We start from the raw sequence: 16419 nt of genomic DNA on the forward strand, positions 1-16419 counted from the left end.
GTGCGGCGACGTTGGCGGCATGCGGAGGCGGCGATGGTTCGTCCACCCCCACCGCAACGCCCGCGGCCGCCCCTCACCCGCCCCGGTCGCGATCACGCCGGCACAGGCCAGCCGGTTCCTCGCGCAATCGACGATGGGCGCCACGCAGGCGACAATCGCCGATGTCGTGACGGCAGGCTATAGCGGCTGGATCGATGCGCAGATCGCCATGCCCCGCGCGATCAAGCATTGGGACTGGCTCGTCGCGAACGGCTATAGCGACGCGGCCAACATGAACGGCACCAACGGTTTCGACCAGACCGTCTGGCGGCAGGCGATCGTCGAGCCGGACCAGTTGCGCCAGCGCGTCGGCCTCGCATTGCTCGACATGCTCGTCATCGGGATCGACGGCATCACGACCAACTGGCGTCAATTCGCCGCCGCTGCCTATATGGACGTGCTGCTCGACAATGCGTTCGGCAATTACCGTACCCTGCTGGACGCGATCACCACCAATGCCGCGATGGCATCGTTCCTGACGTTCCTCGGCAACCGCAAGGCCAATCCGACTACCGGCGCGCAACCGGATGAGAATTACGCGCGCGAACTGATGCAGTTGTTCACGCTCGGCTTGGTACAACTCAACATCGACGGCAGCGTGAAGATGTCGGCGGGCGCGCCGATGGAAACCTATACCCCCAACGACGTGACTCAATTGGCGCGCGTTTTTACCGGGTTGAGCCTGGCGACCAACGTCGCGACCACGCCCGACCGGTACCGCGTGCCGCTGGTGATGAATGCCGCGATCAACGAAACGGGCAGCGCGACCTTCCTGGGCAAGACCGTCAGCGGGGGCGGCATGGCCGCGATCAAGGCCGCGCTCGATGCGATCTTCGCGCACCCCAATCTGCCGCCGTTCGTGTCCAAGCAGATGATCCAGCATCTCGTCACCAGCAACCCCTCCCCGGCCTATGTCGGGCGTGTCGCCAATGCCTTTGCCGACAATGGCGCGGGCGTACGCGGCGACATGAAAGCGGTGATCCGGGCGATCCTGCTCGACACCGAAGCGCGCAGCGACGCGGCGCTGACCAATACGAGCGCAGGCAAATTGCGCGAACCGGTGACGCGGCTGACCGGCTGGGCACGCGCCTTCGGCGTGAATTCGCCGTCCAATGCCTGGGCGATCGGCGATACGAGCAGCACGGCCAACCGGCTGGGCCAGTCGATCGGGCGCAGCCAGACGGTGTTTAACTATTTCCGCCCCGGATATTCGCCGCCCAATACCGCCGTCTCCACCGCCGGACTGGTCGCGCCGGAGTTCCAGATTACCAACGAACTCTCCGTCGTGGCGTATATCAACTATATGTCCAGCCTGATCGCCAATGGCGCGGGCGACACGAAGGCGGATTACACGACGATCCTGACCAAGGCGACAGACAGCGCCGCCTTGGTGGATGAGATCAACCTCGTCCTCGCGGCGGGGCAATTGACCGGCGCGACGGTCACGGCGATCCGCGCCGCCGTCGACAGCATCTCCTCCGCGACCGCGGCGGGACAGCTCAACCGCGTCTATACCGCCATCCTGACGACGCTCGCGTCGACCGACTATCTGACGTTGAAGTGAAGGACGTGAGCATGAGCCACGATGAATCGCGCCGCGCCTTCCTGAAGCGCTCCTCCGCCCTTGGCCTTGCGGGCGTCGCCACCCCGTTCGTCACCAGCCTCGGCGCGATCGGCGAAGCGGCGGCGGCGACCGCGAGCGATTACAAGGCGCTGGTCTGCATCTTCCTGTACGGCGGAAACGATTACGCCAACACACTGCCGCCATACGACGCCGCCAGCTACGCGCAATATCTCGCCGCCCGCTCCAACATCGCGCACACGCGGGAGTCGCTGGCAGCGACGGTGCTCACGCCCAGCGTCGCGCTGCCCGGGGGCCGCCAATATGCGATGGCACCGACGATGGGGCCGCTGGCGCAATTGTTCGCGGCCGGAAAGACGGCGGTGATGCTGAACGTCGGCACGCTCGTCCAACCGACTACCAAGGCGCAGTTCACATCGAACGCGGTGAAGCTGCCGCCGAAGCTGTTCAGCCACAACGACCAGCAGAGCTATTTCCAGGCGAGCAATCCGGAAGGCGCAACGTCAGGATGGGGCGGACGGATCGGCGACCTGTTCCAGAGCGGTAACGGCAGCTCCACGCTGACCTGCATCAACGCGAGCGGCAATGCGGTGTACCTGACGGGCAAGACCGCCGTGCAATACGCGATCGGTACGGGCGGCCCCGTGCCGTTGCTCAACAATGCGACGTCGCTCTACGGATCCGCCACGGCGGCAAGTACCCTGCGCAGCCTGATGACCGGCAATTCCAGCAATCTGCTCGCGAACGAACACGCCAAGGTCAGCAAGCGAGCGCTCGACACCTACGCACAGGTCAACGGCGCGCTCGCCGGCGCTCCGGCCGCGAACTTCCCGCTGTTCCCGACGGGCAACAGTCTGGCGGACCAGCTGAAGATCGTCGCGCGGATGATCTCCGTCTCGCAGGAACTGGGTGCCAAGCGGCAGGTATTCTTCGTCTCGCTCGGCGGGTTCGACATGCACGACCGGCTGGTCGCGGACCATCCGACGCGGATCGGCATGGTCGCGAACGCGATCAAGGCATTCTACGACACGACGGTGGCGATGGGCGTAGCCGACAAAGTGACCAGCTTCACCGCATCCGATTTCGGCCGCACGCTGCAATCCAACGACGACGGGTCGGACCACGGATGGGGCGGGATGCACTTCGTCACGGGCGGCGCAGTCAACGGACAGCGCTTCTATGGCACGCCGCCGGCGATCGGCAACAACACGCCCGACGACGTGGGCCAGGGTCGCTTGCTGCCGACCATGTCGGTCGATCAATATGCCGCGACGCTGGCCGGCTGGTTCGGCGTGACGCCCGGCAACATGTCGACGGTGCTGCCGAACATCGGCAACTACAACCCGTCGACCTGGAACCTCGGCTTCCTCTGACCGCTAAACCGCGCGTCGCCCGGTGATCAGGCGGAACAGCACCACCACGACCGCGATCACGAGCAATAGGTGGATGAGTCCGCCAGCCACGTGGAAGACACCAAAGCCCAGCGCCCAAAGCACCAGCAGGATAATCGCGATTGTCCAGAGCATGAAGCGTCCTTCCGCTATAATCCCCGCCTCATCGAGACGGCTACACTATTGAAAACCAAGGCGTTATAGGCAGGAAAAACGTGTTCAACCGCGTTTGGGTTCCGCACATCGAGCCAATCCGCTTGACGCCCGACACCCCGCCCCGTAGAGCGCCCCCTTCCCCGCACGGCCCCTTCGTCTAGCGGTTAGGACGACGCCCTCTCACGGCGTAAGCACGGGTTCGATTCCCGTAGGGGTCACCAGCCGCAGAAATCAGCGTTCTTCGCCAGACCGGATTTACCGGTTGCTCCGCTACCGGCACGATTTTGCCCTTGGTCATTCTGGCGAAGGCTCCCTTCTCGATCATCACGGCACCTGCGCACTTGCCGTGGTGGCGAACCATGTCGATCGAAGCGGGATGGATTGGCGAGCGTTTCACCGTGTTCGGCCGCAACGTCCTGACGGATTTCGGTTGGCCTTCCATGCAGACCAATCTTCAACCGCTCCGCCCGGACTATCGTCCGTTTCCTTCGTAGACGTTGAACCGTCCCAAAATTGGCGTGCCGAGGGACGTAGACATGCGGCTCGATTCATGTCCCAATGCCGCCCGACGCAAACGAACAAGTTCGCGCCAAGCAGGAGAGGCCGGTGATTTACACCGTGGAGTGCGATACGTGTCGCGGGCGGGGTCATGTCGACCAGGAAGCCACAGTCGACATCGCTGATCGTTCAAGCAACAATCGACATCTATGCCCTCATTGCGAAGGCGCTGGTGCACTCCACGTGAATGAACAGGGAGAAAAGGTTGAGACTTGAGCGACGCGGCGGTTGACCGCGGGCAAACTTGTCTTCGCTCGTCGAGGTGGCCTCCGAAACGGCCATCGGCCTTCCGGCCAGCGGTTTCTCGACTAATAGGGGCGCTATAGGCTTATCGCCCTACCACTGCATCTGGTCGTCACGATCGTTGCAAGTGAACATATCCGGCGCGAACTTTTCGCTACACAGCCGGCACCGCCCGCCGTTCCCATGGTCTCGCTGGATCCTGCTTTGCTTTGACACGCCAACGCTCAAGAAAATTGCGGCGGCATGCAATAGATGCAGCAACATGCCTCGCATTCAGGCTGCCTGTTGCATTAGTGGCAACGAGAAGCCCTCATCCAAATCCCCGCTCGATTTATGGGCGGGGATCAGGTTTGCCGCGCGGAGCATGATATAGGCTATGTAATCTAAGGCTCAAAACTGCGGGCGGACGTTTTCAATCGGAGCGTCAGGTCGGCCCAACATCCATTTAGCCGCCTTTCTGACTGGAAATATATTGGCCGCAAATACCACAAACAGCGCATAGGCGCCAAGACCAGCAATCGCCGCAACTCTACGACGGTCCCAAATTACTGGACCAATGGACTGACTTGGCGCGCTTTGTGCCGGCAAAAGCCGTTTCCGCCAGCCGAGAACCGGTTTTTCGATCAAGTGCCATGACGCAATGGCGCATAGCAGGGTGACAGGCAGCGCGGCGGCGAACACGAACCAGCCGTTCCTGTACGCCGGCAGGAAGTGAACGATAGCCTGCTGAATCGGGTAGCCGTAGATATAAATCCCGTAGCTATAATCGCCACGATGGAAGAACGGGAGTGGCGGCAGGCCACTGAACCCTATCACAGCAACCACATAGGCCAAGCAGGCCGCGGCCGGATAGATCAGGAACAGGTACCCCTCAGTGGTTTGCGTGACGCTGATAGCAAGCACGCAAACCCCGAAAACGACAGCGGCGAGAGGTCGAGAAAAGGGAAGCTTGTCGCGAAAAAGAAAGATTAGGTTTCCTGAAAGGAACGCTAGGATAAGTGCTCGCGTTGGCAAAATTTCACGAATTACGCCGGGCTCAAAGGGATCAAAGGCCATACAAGTCGCGGCGAAACAAGCCGTAAGAAAAAGCATCCACCTTGGCTTATTGTAGGCTCTCGTTAGGATCAGGATAGAAAGTAACAGGTAACACAATATTTCTGGGCCAACCGTCCAAAGCGCACCATTGACGACTCTCGGAACGGGGTTGGTCAGAAAAAGTCCAGGCAGAACGTACCGCACCCGGCCGATGAACGACCCGAAGTATTCGTAGAATTCTGAACTCGTAAAATAAGTAGCAAGCGGCACAGCCGTAAGAAGCGGGCCGAAAACCAACGCCGAAAGAGAAACCTCAGTAAACAATGCGGGAAGAATGCGTAGTACACGAAAGGTGATGAATGTTCTAAGGTTGCGTAACCGGATTGCACTACCGATCACCAGAATTCCGCTTAAGGCAAAAAACATCGGAAGTAGAGCCGCGAGCAATGGTTTGAACGGCCATACCGGCAGGCTCCTCGTCCATTCCATGCCGTAGGCCAAGCCAAAACTATGCCAAAACAGTATCGCCAGAGAAAGGCCGACACGAAGATGATCGAACCCCGGACCAACCCCTTTGCAGGCGTCGAAGCGCTTACCTAACGTCATTTCAACCCCCAACATGTGCAGATCGCATACAGGCGGCAGATTGGCCACACAACTAAGAGATATGCTGAACAACGGCTGACCTGGCCACAATCGGCACGCTCAGGCTGGCGCTATGAACCGGAGCTCGTGGTTGCATGATCTGGCGCGGCCCGTGGCCTGGGACTGCTGCCGTTGCGTCGATGGCTTTACAACGATGATGGCGGTCGAGAAGTCGCTGAAAAGATCCAGACGATATGTGCCGCAGAGTCTGCTGCGCCCCAGTAACCCGGCGACGTTATAGGTAGGCTTCGCGTCGCTACGGGCGAGCAATCTCCGGCGAGCGATAATTTTTCCGCTGCTTTTCCTTCCGTTCGGCGGCCAAGGCGTCAAAATCACTTGCCGGGTCAGACTGCGCAAACAGCCGTCCCACCCCCGTCAGATTCGCACGCTCATCAAAAAGCGTTCGCGGCTTTCGGCGGATTTGCGCTTCAATTCGGTCAGGTCGCGTTCTTCGGTCACGTCGAGCATCGCCTGTTGCAGGCGGTGGAAATGCTGGCGCATCGCCAGGCGCGCAGCCTTTGGGTCGTGCGCGCGGAGTGCGTCCACGACGCGGAGATGTTCGGCGTGACGGGTCGAGCTGTCCTTCTGGCAGACCGCTTCGTGCGTCGTGCGTACTTCCGGTAACTCGTTCCGAAGGCGCCACAATTCGCCGATGACATGGATGATCGCACGGTTGCCGGAGGCAGCGGCGATGGTCAGGTGGAATTCCCGGTCGGCGGCGCTCGCGCGTTCGCTTTCGGGGTCGGTTTCCTCGGCCATGACGGCGAGCAGATTGTCCAGCTTGGCGAGATCGCCGTCCGACATGATCGGCGCGGCGAGCGCGGCGGCCTCGCTTTCGAACAAGGCACGCGCTTCGGTCACCTCAAACGCGCTGACGTTCGGCAGGCGCGCGGCATCCGCCAGCGCGGTGTCCGAAACATAGACGCCGGACCCGGTCTTGATGCGGATCACGCCGACCGCCTGCAACGCGATCTCCGCCTCGCGGATCGTCACGCGGCTGACACCGAAGCGCTCGGCCAGTTCGCGCTCGCCCGGCAGGCGCGATCCGGGCGCGAACTCGCCGTCCCGGATCAGGTCGGTAATCTGTTCGGCGATACTCTGGAACAGGCGATCGGACACAGGCGCTCCCCACTGGCGAAGGACGACGACACTAGCCCGCTTGCCGGTCATGACAAGCGGGCATGACCCTTCATAACCGGACGCGCAGCCCCAGGAAGTAGCGCGCACCGTAATAGTGATATTGGCGCTGGCTGCCGACCACCGGCATGTCGGTCACCTTGGGCGCATCGAAGATGTTGATCGCCTCCACTTGCATCCGCACCGCCTTGCTCAGGTCGTAGGAGGCGCGCAGATCGAACGTCTCGTTGCCGCGCACGTAGCGCAACTGCGAATTGCCGCCGACGAAATCCTGATAATAGTTCGAGCGGTAATTGTAGACGCCCTGCACGTTCAGCCCGCCCAGCTGATAGTAAAGCTGCGCCGACACGACGTGCTTGGAATAGCCTGACAGGTTGGCAGGCCCGATCAACCCCTGCGAGATCACGCCGGTGGTCGGATCCAGCACGTCGCCCAGACGGATATCCTCATTCTCGAAATCCGAGATCGCGTAATTGTAGCTGACCTTCCCGCCGAAGCCGTCCAGCGGCGCGGGCAGCCAGGAGAAGCGGTTGGCGAGCGTCAGTTCCAGGCCGTACACGCTGCTCTTGTCCGGGCTGTTCTGCGTCTGGACGACCGGCACGCTGACCGCATTGCCGCCGATCGTGAAGTCCTCGTTCAGCACGACCGGGATGAAGCCACCGGTGAACCACTTCTTGTAGATGGTGGCGGCGACGATCGAGTCCCGGTTGGGATACCATTCCAGCGCCGCGTCGACGTTCCACGACATGAGCGGCTTCAGGCGCGGCGATCCGTTGGCGGTGATCAGCGCGATCGCATCGGCGACGTCGCTGAAACCCGTACCGTCGTCGAGTTGGATCGTCCGCCCCGCGCCGAGCGCGGACGGGGCCGGCTTCGACATGCCACGATAGCCCGCAAGTCGAACCTGCACGTCGGGGCGCGGTTCGAACACCGCGTTGATGCTGGGCAGGAAACGCGTCGTGTTGTTCTCGATCGTGACGGTCTGAAAGTTGGCCGTCTGGACCAGCCGGATCGACCCGTCCGGATTGTTCACGACGTTCAGGTCGCTGCGCAGCCCGTTCGACACGACGTCGGTCCTCACGACGCGCAGGCCGAAATTGCCGCGCACCGGCATGCTGCCCAGATCGCCGCGATATTCGCCCATGATATAACCGGCATAGGTATTCTCGGTCACGTCGCGATTGGCGACGTTGCGCAGGTCGGCGTTGCGCGCCTGCGGGGCAGTCGGATAGTTCGCGAACTGGCAATTCAGGTCGAACGTCGCCCAGCTGTTGATCGTGTTCCCACGCGCCGCCTTCAGATAGTCCGTCTGCGGGAAGCCGTTGTTGCGACACGCGATATTGACCGCGGCGTCCAGCGAGCGGTCGTCCTGCGTGCGCTCCACCCGGTCGTCATAGTCGTTATACGTCAGCCGCGAGAACCGCCCGCCGAGCGAGATGCTGCTGAGGAACCCGTCCAGCTTGTAGGCGGCGTCGAAACGCGCGCCGAAAATCTCGTTGCGGCGCTGGAGTTCGTCGCGCCGGAAACGGGCGTCGTCGCTGTACAATGTCGGATCGTTGAGGTTGAAGCGCGGATCGATCGTGATCGTCGGCGCGAAATTGCCCGGCTTCACTTCATACGTATACGGCACGCGCTGGTTGTTGATCGGCGTGCGGACGTTGAAGATGTCGAACGGATCGGTGCGCAGGCGGACCGAGCGTTCGACGTCGGTGCGGATCGTGCGCGAATAGGACGCGTCCGCGGTCAACGTCAGGCGATCGGTCGCACGCCATTCCACGTTGCCGCCGCCACCGATATATTCCTCGTCACGCTGCAGGATGGTGCTGACCGATTCCAGCGAGGTCAGGCCGGTAAAGCTCTGCACCACATGGTTCGCGTCATAGACGACGTTGCGCAGGCCATAGCGCGTCTCGGACAGGTTCAGGTCCGACCGTTCCTCGGTATAGTCGCGCTTCGAATATTGCAGGTCCAGATTGATATCCAGCGTCGGCGACGGCTGCCACTGGATCGCGCCGAACACGGCGTCACGCTTGTCGCGCTCGCTGATCTGGCGGAACGTGATCGCGTTGGGCTGCAGATAGAAGGGCGTGCCGCCGGCCGCCTGCTGACGCGTCACTTCGGTGCAATTCGCGGCGGCGGCGACGATCGCGGGGTTGCACGCGACCCAGGTCGAAGACGCCGCGACCGTCTCCTCCGGATTGTTCGTCTTGTTGCGCTGCGCTCCGAAGGTGATGCCGATCCGCCCTAGATCGCCTGCATCGAACTGATCGACATAGCTGAGCGTTCCGCGCCAGCCCCACGCGCTCGAACCGACGATGCGGTCCTGATACGGGCTGTAATTGGTCTTGATCTCCGCTTGCAGACGGCGGCGCTTGAAGTCGAGCGGCTTCAGCGTTTCCAGTTCGATCGTACCGGCGACGCCGCCCTCGACCAGATTGGCCTGTTGCGACTTGTAGATCTTGATGCCGTTGATCAGTTCCGACGGGAACTGGTTGAAATTGACCGCACGGTCGCCCGATCCGTTCGACGCGTCGCGCCCGTTGAACGTGGTGTTGGACAGGAACGATCCGAGACCGCGCAACGCGATTTCCGACGCCCCGCCCTTTTCACGGTGCGTCGTGGCGCCGGTGATCGTCTGGATAGCCTCGCCGACCGACAAAGCGGGAAGGTCGCCGATCTCGGTCGAGGACAAGGTGTCGACGATCGCTGTCTCGGTCTTCTTCTGCTGGATCGAGGTTTGCAGCGTCTGGCGGATGCCCGTCACGACGATGTCCTGCGCCGCTTCGTCTTCCGCGGCCTGTGGCGCGGGGGCGGCCGCATCCTGTGCGAATGCAGGCCCGGCGATCAGGAAAGGTGTCGCCGCTGTGGCGAGCAGAGCGACGCGAACGCTCCGCGACAAGTGATTGCGACCCAACATAAATCCTCTCCCTAGCGATTCCGCTTTATCGCTTCTCCCTCACCAATTTATGCGTGCGTGTCAACCAATTGGTATATGATATTGTCTTACCAGTTACGGGGCGATTTGGTTCCGCAGGTCTGGAACCGCGACCGCCAGGTCGTTGGCGACCAGTTTTGCAAAGACGGTCGCGCCGATGTCGCCGACATGCGTGTAGTCGAACTTGCGTGTGAACTGGCCGCGCGGGCCGGTGGCCGTGGTCGGCACGTCGGGCAACCGCGCTTCCTCCGCGCTGCGCGGTTTCAGCGTCGTTCCGGCCTTCGCCGCGACAAGTTCCTCTGCCGTCGGCGCGGCCTGCGCGAGTTGCGTCGCCTTCTCCGCGCCGAGTTGCTGGACCAGTGCCGCGCTTCTCATGTTCAGATCGATCAACGGCACCTTCAATTCCGTCGCGACCTTGCGGACGGCGGCGGACCACGGCTCCAGCGTATTGTTCAGCTTGCCCTGCTTGAATTCGCGCCGCGTCAGCGGCGTCAGCAGTACCGGGATCGCCCCCGCCGTGCGAACCTCCTGCACCATGCGGGTCAGGTTCGGCCCGAACTCGGTCGCGAGGTCGGTCCAGCGTTCGGCAACGCTCGACTGGTCGTTATGCCCGAACTGGATCAGGACGTATGTCGCCTTGTATCCCGGCACGCGCGCCTCCGCGATCGCGGTATCCCACGATCCTTCCTGCCGGTAACTGCGCGTCGAACGGCCGCCCCGACCGACGTTCAGGCACGCGACCGTCGCCTTCACGTGATGCGCGCAGAACATCGATGCCCAGCCGGATATCGGCGCCATCGTCGAATCCCCGACCAGCACGATCTTGTACGCGTCCAGCTTCGCCGCGTCCGTCCGCGCGGGTTTCTGCTGAGCGGCGGCAGGCAATGCCGCGACGCATGCGGCGACGAACAGCGCGCCCCTCACGAGAAGCCCAGCCCGCCATTGATGTCGACGCACGTCCCCGTCAGGAACGATGCTTCGTCGGAGGCGAGATACGCGATCAGGTCGGCGACATCGTCCGGATGGCCTTCGCGACGCAGCGGGGTGTTGCCCGCGACGGCCGCGCGCCCTTCCGGCTTGGAGAAGATGTCGTGGAAGCTGGTGCCGATCAGCCCCGGGCACACCGCATTCACGCGGATCCCCTGCGGCCCCATTTCCTTCGCCCAGGACCGGGTCAGCGTCATCAACGCGCCCTTGGACGTGGCATAGATCGACGCGCCCGGACCGCCCCCGTCACGACCCGCGAGCGACGCGACGTTGACGATCGCCGATCCCTTGCCAAGCTTCGGCAATGCCGCCTTGGTGACGAGGAAGGCCGATTTCAGGTTCAACTCCATCACCTGGTCGAAGAACGCCTCGTCCATTTCGGCCAGCGTCTTGCGTGCGACCATGCCGCCCGCCAGGTTGACGAGGATATCGATCCGCTCGCCCGCTGCCTCGACCAGACCCGCGACTTCGGACGCCTTGGTCACGTCGGCACGGTGCAGCACCGCGTCGCCGCCTGCGGCCAGGATGCCGTCCACGGTCGCCTGCGCGGCCGCCTCGTCGCTGCGATAATTGACGATCACGCGCGCGCCGCCGGCGGCGAGCTTTTCCGAAACCGATTTGCCGATATCGCGTCCGCCACCGGTGACCAGAGCGACCTTGCCTGCGAATTTCATGAGCTTACCCTTGTTGATTGGAATGAGTTCTGGATTGGATGGGGGCGGTGCGGCCGCCGAGCAGCCACACCGACAGGATGGCGATCGGCACCAGCCCCGCGGCGATCGCGAAGATCGGCGCGAAGCTGACCTTGGTGAGTTCGGGGACGAGCCACGTCGTGATCAGCGTACCCGCCACTGCCGCCGCACCGCTGATCCCGGCCAGCGATCCCACCGTGCCGCCGCCGAAGAAATCGGCGGGCAGCGTCTGGATATTGTTGATCGCGACCTGAAACCCGAACAGCACGACCGCGATCAGCAGCACCGCATAAAGCGGATCCGCCGCGCCCATCGTCAGCAGCAAGGCGGGCATCATGATGACGCCGCCTGCGGTGATCATCACGCGCCGCGCGTTCAGTGCGCTCCAGCCACGCCCGATCAACGCGCCCGACATCCATCCGCCCGAAAGGCTGCCCAGCATCGCGCCGACGAACGGCACCCACGCGAAATAGCCGATCTGCTTGACGTCGAACCCGAACGTCTCGGCGAGGTAGATCGGCAGCCAAGACACGAACAGCCACCAGACCGGATCGAGGAAGAAGCGGCTGACGATCACTGCCCAGCTTTGCTTGTGCGACAGCATCTCGCGGAAGTTGGGCGAATAGCCGGTGATCGCGGCGGTGGCGGCGATATCCTCCGCGCCGCTTCCGCCCAATATGTGCGCGCGCTCGTTCTCGCTCAGCCAGGGATGCGTCGCCGGATCGCTGCGATACAGCCACAGCCACGGCAACAGCCACAACAGGCCGAAGGCGGCGATGATCAGGAACGTCCCCTGCCAGCCGAACCCGGCGAACAGCAAGGCGACGAACGGCGCGGAGATGATCCCGCCGAGCGACGCGCCCGCATTGAATATCCCCTGTGCGAAGGCGCGTTCCTTGGCCGGGAACCACAAGGCGTTGGCCTTGGCGGCACCGGGCCAGTTGCCCGCCTCGCCGATGCCGAGCGTGACGCGCAGCACGGCGAACACGCCCAGCGTCCGCGCGACCGAATGCAGGCCGATCGACACCGACCAGATGACGATCGCGATCGCGAACCCCATCCGCGTGCCGACGACATCGAAGATCCGCCCGAACAGCGCCTGGCCGAACGCATAAGCGAGCATGAAGACGGTGACCAGCAGCGCATAGTCCGACTTGTCCGCGCCGATGTCCTTCGACACTTGCGGCCACATCACGGCCAGCGCGTTGCGGTCGATATAGTTGATCACGGTCGCCGCGGCGATCATCGCGATCACTGCCCAGCGCAGGCCGGACCTCTGTTCGCCGCTCTTCATTTGCCTGCCTCGCGATCCATGCGTCCGATCGGCCCGGTCCAGTCGAACGCGCGCCCCGCGACGGTTGCGGAATGCTTGCCGCCGGGGCTGGCGTCGTCGGCAACGGCCAGGATCACGCGGCGGCCGTCGACCAACGTGATCGTGACGATATCGGCATCGCCGGCGCGGGCCTGCGTCACGCTCGCCACCGCGCTCGCGCTGCCCGAAACCATTTCGGTGGACGGGTCGTAGCGGCCATGCGCCTCCAGCAGACTGACGAACGTCGCGTCCTTCGCCCCGTCCAGCCGCTGGATGATCGCGGGTTCGCGGCGCAGGTTGAATTTCGGATCGTTCGCGCCGCTTTCGGCCAGGATCACCTGCACCCCCGGCGTCGCCATGCGGTAGCTGTAGAACCGCCCGGCGGTCATCCACGTGACCCGCCCGTTGGTCGCATCCGGTGTGCCAGTCGCATCGACCCACAGATGCTGATAGCCCTTCTTCGCACCCATCACCGGACGCGTCGTGACGTTCGATTTCAGCGCGAAGCCCGTGTCGATCAAATGCCCGTTATAGTGCAGCGGCAGGTCGTACCGGGCCGGCGCATTGCCCTTCACCTTCAGCACGTCGACGACGATCGGACTGCCCAGCCCGCGCACGCGCACCTGCGCCAACGTGCGGCGGAACGTGACGCCGGGATAGGCGCCGGTCATCTCGCCGATCGACGCCTGCGTGTCGCCGGTACCGCTGAAATACAGTTGCTTCGGCGCAACCGCCTCAGCCGGTTTCAGCTTGGCGGCGAAGTGGCTCGTCTCGTTCACCACCAGCGTGTTGTGCGCGATCGTATGCTGCGCCCAACTGTCGTTCTCGGGCAGATAGCGCCCGCCCGATTTCGCCTCGATATTCAGGAACCGCGCCGCACCGTAATCGGTGACGATCGCCTGGCCGTGATCGTAGAGCAGCCAGTTGAGCTTGTCGAAATGGCCATGCCCCATGCCCTGCGCGGTGTTCTTCGCGACCAGCACCTGCGCATCGTCGCCCGGTCCGTCGCGCAACACCGCCAGCGCACCCTGATCGCCGTCCGGCCCGTCGCGGAACAGCTTGGACGCGAACGGAAACGCCTTCGCCTTCCCCGCCGCGACATCGCGCGCGACCGCCAGACCGTCATCGGTCAGCACCGTCCGCCCCTGCCACTTGGCGATATCCAGCAACGCCGGATCGCGCGTCGCGGCATAACCGATCGCGACTGCCTGATACAGTTCGTCGGTCTTCAGGCTCTTGTCCGGCATCGCGTCGTTGATCGGGAAGAAATAGCCGTCATACGTCAGCTGGATCGCCGTCGTGACCGCCTTCAGCACGATCCCGCCGCGATACTGGAAGATCTTCTGCGCCGGATCGTTCTTCGCGATCGCATTGGCAAACATAACGAACGGTTGCAGGGCGTAGCGCTGATAATAGGGCCCTTCCGCATAATAACCGTCGGGCGAAAACAGCAGGTCCAGCTGCCGCAGGAACCCGGCCTTGCCGCTGCCGTCGCTGCCCTTCAGCGCGCGCGTGACGAGCTTCGGATCCCGCAGAACATACCCCGTCATCCCGACCCCGGCGGCCGCCCAGGTCGCGTGATTGTGGATCCGGTCGAAACTCGCCGCGGTCTCAACCGACAGGAAATCGGCCATCCGCCGGAACACGTCGGCATCGATCGTCGCGCGATCCGCCGGGGACAGCGTATCGCGGATCGCGTCATACCCTTGCGCGGCATAGACCAGCCACACGCTGTCGTTCAGGCTCTGCCAGAACAGCCGCCCCGGCACCTGGTTCGACGCCGCGGGATGCTTGCCGAGCGTCGGATACAGCTTGGCATAGGCGAGCAGCAGCGCGCGCGCGTGATCGGCATATTTCCGCTCGCCGGTGATGCGGTACAGCAACCCGCCACCATAGATCGCCTGATAGTTGCGGCGATGCTGCTCATGCGTCGCGCCGCCGCCCGGATCCTTTGGCACGGGCACGTTGACGCCGTCGCGGATCGATGCGTCCAGTTGCGCGCGCGTCCGCGCCAGATCGCTGGCCAGCAACGGCAATCGCGCCGCCTCGCGCCCCATTTCCGCCAGCACCGCGGGATCGTTCAGCACGGGCTTCGCATCCTGCGCGAAGGCCGGCGCGGCGACGACGAATGCGGCGAGCGCGAGCGTACGGATCATTGGGCAATTCCGATATTGTCGCTCAGCGTCACGCGCGGCGTGCCCTGGCGATAGAGGCTCGCGATCTTCGGCGCGGGCGTACCGGCGAAGCGGTTGCCGGTGATGATCGTGTCCGGCGCGCCGACGCTGTGCGCGATCTCGATCCCCCCGGTGCGGTCGAAACCATTGCGCGCGATCGTCGTGGACTGGACGCCGGACAAGGTGATTGCGGGCGTCCCGCCGCCGGCCACGGTCGATCCCGTCATCGTGAAGCTTGGCCCGAACGTGCTTTCGTCGGTGCCGAGCCGCGCGACATCGGCGATGCGCCCGACACCGGCGAACCGGCTGTCGGTGATGACGGTGCGCTCGATCGGATAATGGCCGAGCTTCGTCGTCTCCGCCGCCGCCGCGACGACCGTCCCCGACACGGTGTCGAAACTGGCGCGATCGATCGTGACGTGATCTGCAAGCGTCGCCGGCGTCGTGGCGATCACGTCGCCGTCGATGTTCCGGAACGCCGTGCCGACCAGTTCGACCGCATAGCTCGCGATTGTCGATGTCGGCGCGGACCGGACCACGGCTCCGTTGCCGCTGATCGTCGTCCCTTCGATCCTAACACTGCCGCCCTCCGCCAACTGGAACAGGACCGGCGTCGAATAGGTGATGCGCGCGGTGGCGGGGCCGGTGATCGTCAGCGGTTTCGAGACGCGGATTGGCGCGGACACGGCATAGGCCCCAGGGCTTAAACGAAGAACGTCCCCTGCCCCGGCGACGGCGCTCGCCCGGGCCAGCCCGCCGGGCCGAACCGCATGCGTGCGCCCGGTCCCGAACCCCGACGCCAGCTCGGTCTTTGGATACCAGGCCGGCCCGACCTCCGCCTTCGTCACTGGCGCCAGATCGCGCGGCGCACCGGCTTCGACGCCCGCCGCATAAAGCAGGCCGTTTCCGGCGCGCGTGAGTTTCAGCGCGCGGCGCGTCAGACCCGCGGTCGATGACGCGAAATCGATCACGTTGCCGGACAGCGCGATCCCCGACACGTCGCCTTCGCTGCGGAACGGGTCCTTCTGCGCGGCGATCAGATTGTCGGCGAACCGGCTTTTGATCGGCGGCGCTGTACGCTCCGCATCGTTGCCCGCCCCGAACAGGATGCGCGCGGGATCGATGATCGTGTTGCGTTCGATCACGGCATTCTCGACCTGCGTGTAGCGGTTGATCGCGGAATTCGGCACGCCGTTCATCACCGCGATTGCCGACGTAAAATCGGTGCCGCGGTTCGCCTCGATATAATTGTCGCGCACGATCTGGTCGCGGTTGATGACGCGGATGCCGCCGGTCGATGCCTTGCCGCCCGCCAGGATGACGTTGCGGCTGACGAGATTGCCGTTGCCGTGCCGCAGCACGATCGACCCCTGCGACTGGAAGATCGTATTCTCGCGAATGACGTTGCCGCCCGATTTGACCGAGATGATCTCGACCTCGCCGTCGCACCGGTCGAAGTAATTGCGCTCCACGATCGTCTTCGAGATCCGACAGCGATTCCTCGCTGGTGCCGATGCGGATCGTCTCGCCGCC

General features: G+C 63.6%; 12 protein-coding genes and 1 tRNA gene. 4 read left to right on the forward strand and 9 right to left on the reverse strand.

Annotated features, from left to right (window positions below; translation table 11 throughout):
• Positions 1-19: 19 nt before the first annotated feature.
• Positions 20-1603: a DUF1800 domain-containing protein gene (locus tag H5J25_RS12790; protein WP_225883101.1), complete on the forward strand. Its 1584-nt coding sequence runs from the start codon at positions 20-22 to the stop codon at positions 1601-1603.
• Between the two features lie 11 nt (positions 1604-1614).
• Entirely contained in the window at positions 1615-2994 is a 1380-nt protein-coding gene (locus H5J25_RS12795; protein ID WP_202091566.1) for a DUF1501 domain-containing protein, read from the forward strand.
• 3 nt (positions 2995-2997) lie between these two features.
• Here the strand turns inward: H5J25_RS12795 and H5J25_RS12800 are convergent, their stop codons facing one another.
• Positions 2998-3147, reverse strand: a complete 150-nt coding sequence (locus H5J25_RS12800) for a lmo0937 family membrane protein (RefSeq protein ID WP_202091567.1) — start codon at positions 3145-3147, stop codon at positions 2998-3000.
• A gap of 167 nt (positions 3148-3314) precedes the next feature.
• On the opposite strand from H5J25_RS12800, the gene H5J25_RS12805 reads away from it, so the two are divergent.
• Together H5J25_RS12805 and H5J25_RS12810 are read left to right on the forward strand one after the other, a co-directional pair.
• Positions 3315-3389: transfer RNA gene (locus H5J25_RS12805), tRNA-Glu, on the forward strand.
• 69 nt (positions 3390-3458) lie between these two features.
• Positions 3459-3662 (forward strand): hypothetical protein, encoded by a 204-nt coding sequence (locus H5J25_RS12810; RefSeq protein WP_202091568.1) that lies wholly within the window; start codon positions 3459-3461, stop codon positions 3660-3662.
• A 697-nt stretch (positions 3663-4359) separates the two neighbouring features.
• Here the strand turns inward: H5J25_RS12810 and H5J25_RS12815 are convergent.
• From H5J25_RS12815 to H5J25_RS12850, 8 genes are all read right to left on the reverse strand, one after another.
• Entirely contained in the window at positions 4360-5658 is a 1299-nt protein-coding gene (locus H5J25_RS12815; protein WP_202091569.1) for an acyltransferase family protein, read from the reverse strand.
• 366 nt (positions 5659-6024) lie between these two features.
• A complete protein-coding gene (locus tag H5J25_RS12820) occupies positions 6025-6768 on the reverse strand; it encodes a FadR/GntR family transcriptional regulator (RefSeq protein ID WP_202091570.1) in 744 nt (247 codons plus the stop codon).
• 70 nt (positions 6769-6838) lie between these two features.
• Positions 6839-9703, reverse strand: coding sequence for a TonB-dependent receptor (locus H5J25_RS12825; protein WP_202091571.1), 2865 nt, complete (start codon positions 9701-9703; stop codon positions 6839-6841).
• Positions 9704-9796: 93 nt separating this feature from the next.
• Positions 9797-10645: a rhamnogalacturonan acetylesterase gene (locus H5J25_RS12830; protein WP_225883102.1), complete on the reverse strand. Its 849-nt coding sequence runs from the start codon at positions 10643-10645 to the stop codon at positions 9797-9799.
• On the reverse strand, positions 10642-11382 hold the full coding sequence (locus tag H5J25_RS12835; RefSeq protein ID WP_202091573.1) for an SDR family NAD(P)-dependent oxidoreductase: 741 nt from the start codon (positions 11380-11382) through the stop codon (positions 10642-10644). The genes H5J25_RS12830 and H5J25_RS12835 overlap by 4 nt, the downstream gene beginning before the upstream one ends.
• Positions 11383-11386: 4 nt before the next feature.
• Positions 11387-12694 carry an MFS transporter gene (locus H5J25_RS12840; protein ID WP_202091575.1) on the reverse strand — a complete coding sequence of 436 codons (1308 nt, stop codon included), beginning with the start codon at positions 12692-12694 and terminating at the stop codon, positions 11387-11389.
• Positions 12691-14868, reverse strand: a complete 2178-nt coding sequence (locus H5J25_RS12845) for a heparinase II/III domain-containing protein (RefSeq protein WP_202091577.1) — start codon at positions 14866-14868, stop codon at positions 12691-12693. The genes H5J25_RS12840 and H5J25_RS12845 overlap by 4 nt, the downstream gene beginning before the upstream one ends.
• Complete coding sequence (locus tag H5J25_RS12850) at positions 14865-16358, reverse strand: chondroitinase-B domain-containing protein (protein ID WP_202091579.1); 1494 nt, start codon at positions 16356-16358, stop codon at positions 14865-14867. Before H5J25_RS12850 ends, H5J25_RS12845 begins: the two co-directional genes overlap by 4 nt.
• Positions 16359-16419: the final 61 nt, after the last annotated feature.

Source organism: Sphingomonas aliaeris (assembly GCF_016743815.1).
In the GTDB taxonomy this organism is placed as follows: Bacteria; Pseudomonadota; Alphaproteobacteria; order Sphingomonadales; family Sphingomonadaceae; genus Sphingomonas; species Sphingomonas aliaeris.

Bases quoted from the DNA above. Each gene is read 5' to 3' on its own strand.
- H5J25_RS12790 (WP_225883101.1), top strand. From the start codon at position 20: ATGCGGAGGCGGCGATGGTTCGTCCACCCCCACCGCAACGCCCGCGGC.
- H5J25_RS12795 (WP_202091566.1), top strand. From the start codon at position 1,615: ATGAGCCACGATGAATCGCGCCGCGCCTTCCTGAAGCGCTCCTCCGCC.
- H5J25_RS12800 (WP_202091567.1), bottom strand. From the start codon at position 3,147: ATGCTCTGGACAATCGCGATTATCCTGCTGGTGCTTTGGGCGCTGGGC.
- H5J25_RS12825 (WP_202091571.1), bottom strand. From the start codon at position 9,703: ATGTTGGGTCGCAATCACTTGTCGCGGAGCGTTCGCGTCGCTCTGCTC.
- H5J25_RS12835 (WP_202091573.1), bottom strand. From the start codon at position 11,382: ATGAAATTCGCAGGCAAGGTCGCTCTGGTCACCGGTGGCGGACGCGAT.
- H5J25_RS12840 (WP_202091575.1), bottom strand. From the start codon at position 12,694: ATGAAGAGCGGCGAACAGAGGTCCGGCCTGCGCTGGGCAGTGATCGCG.
- H5J25_RS12845 (WP_202091577.1), bottom strand. From the start codon at position 14,868: ATGATCCGTACGCTCGCGCTCGCCGCATTCGTCGTCGCCGCGCCGGCC.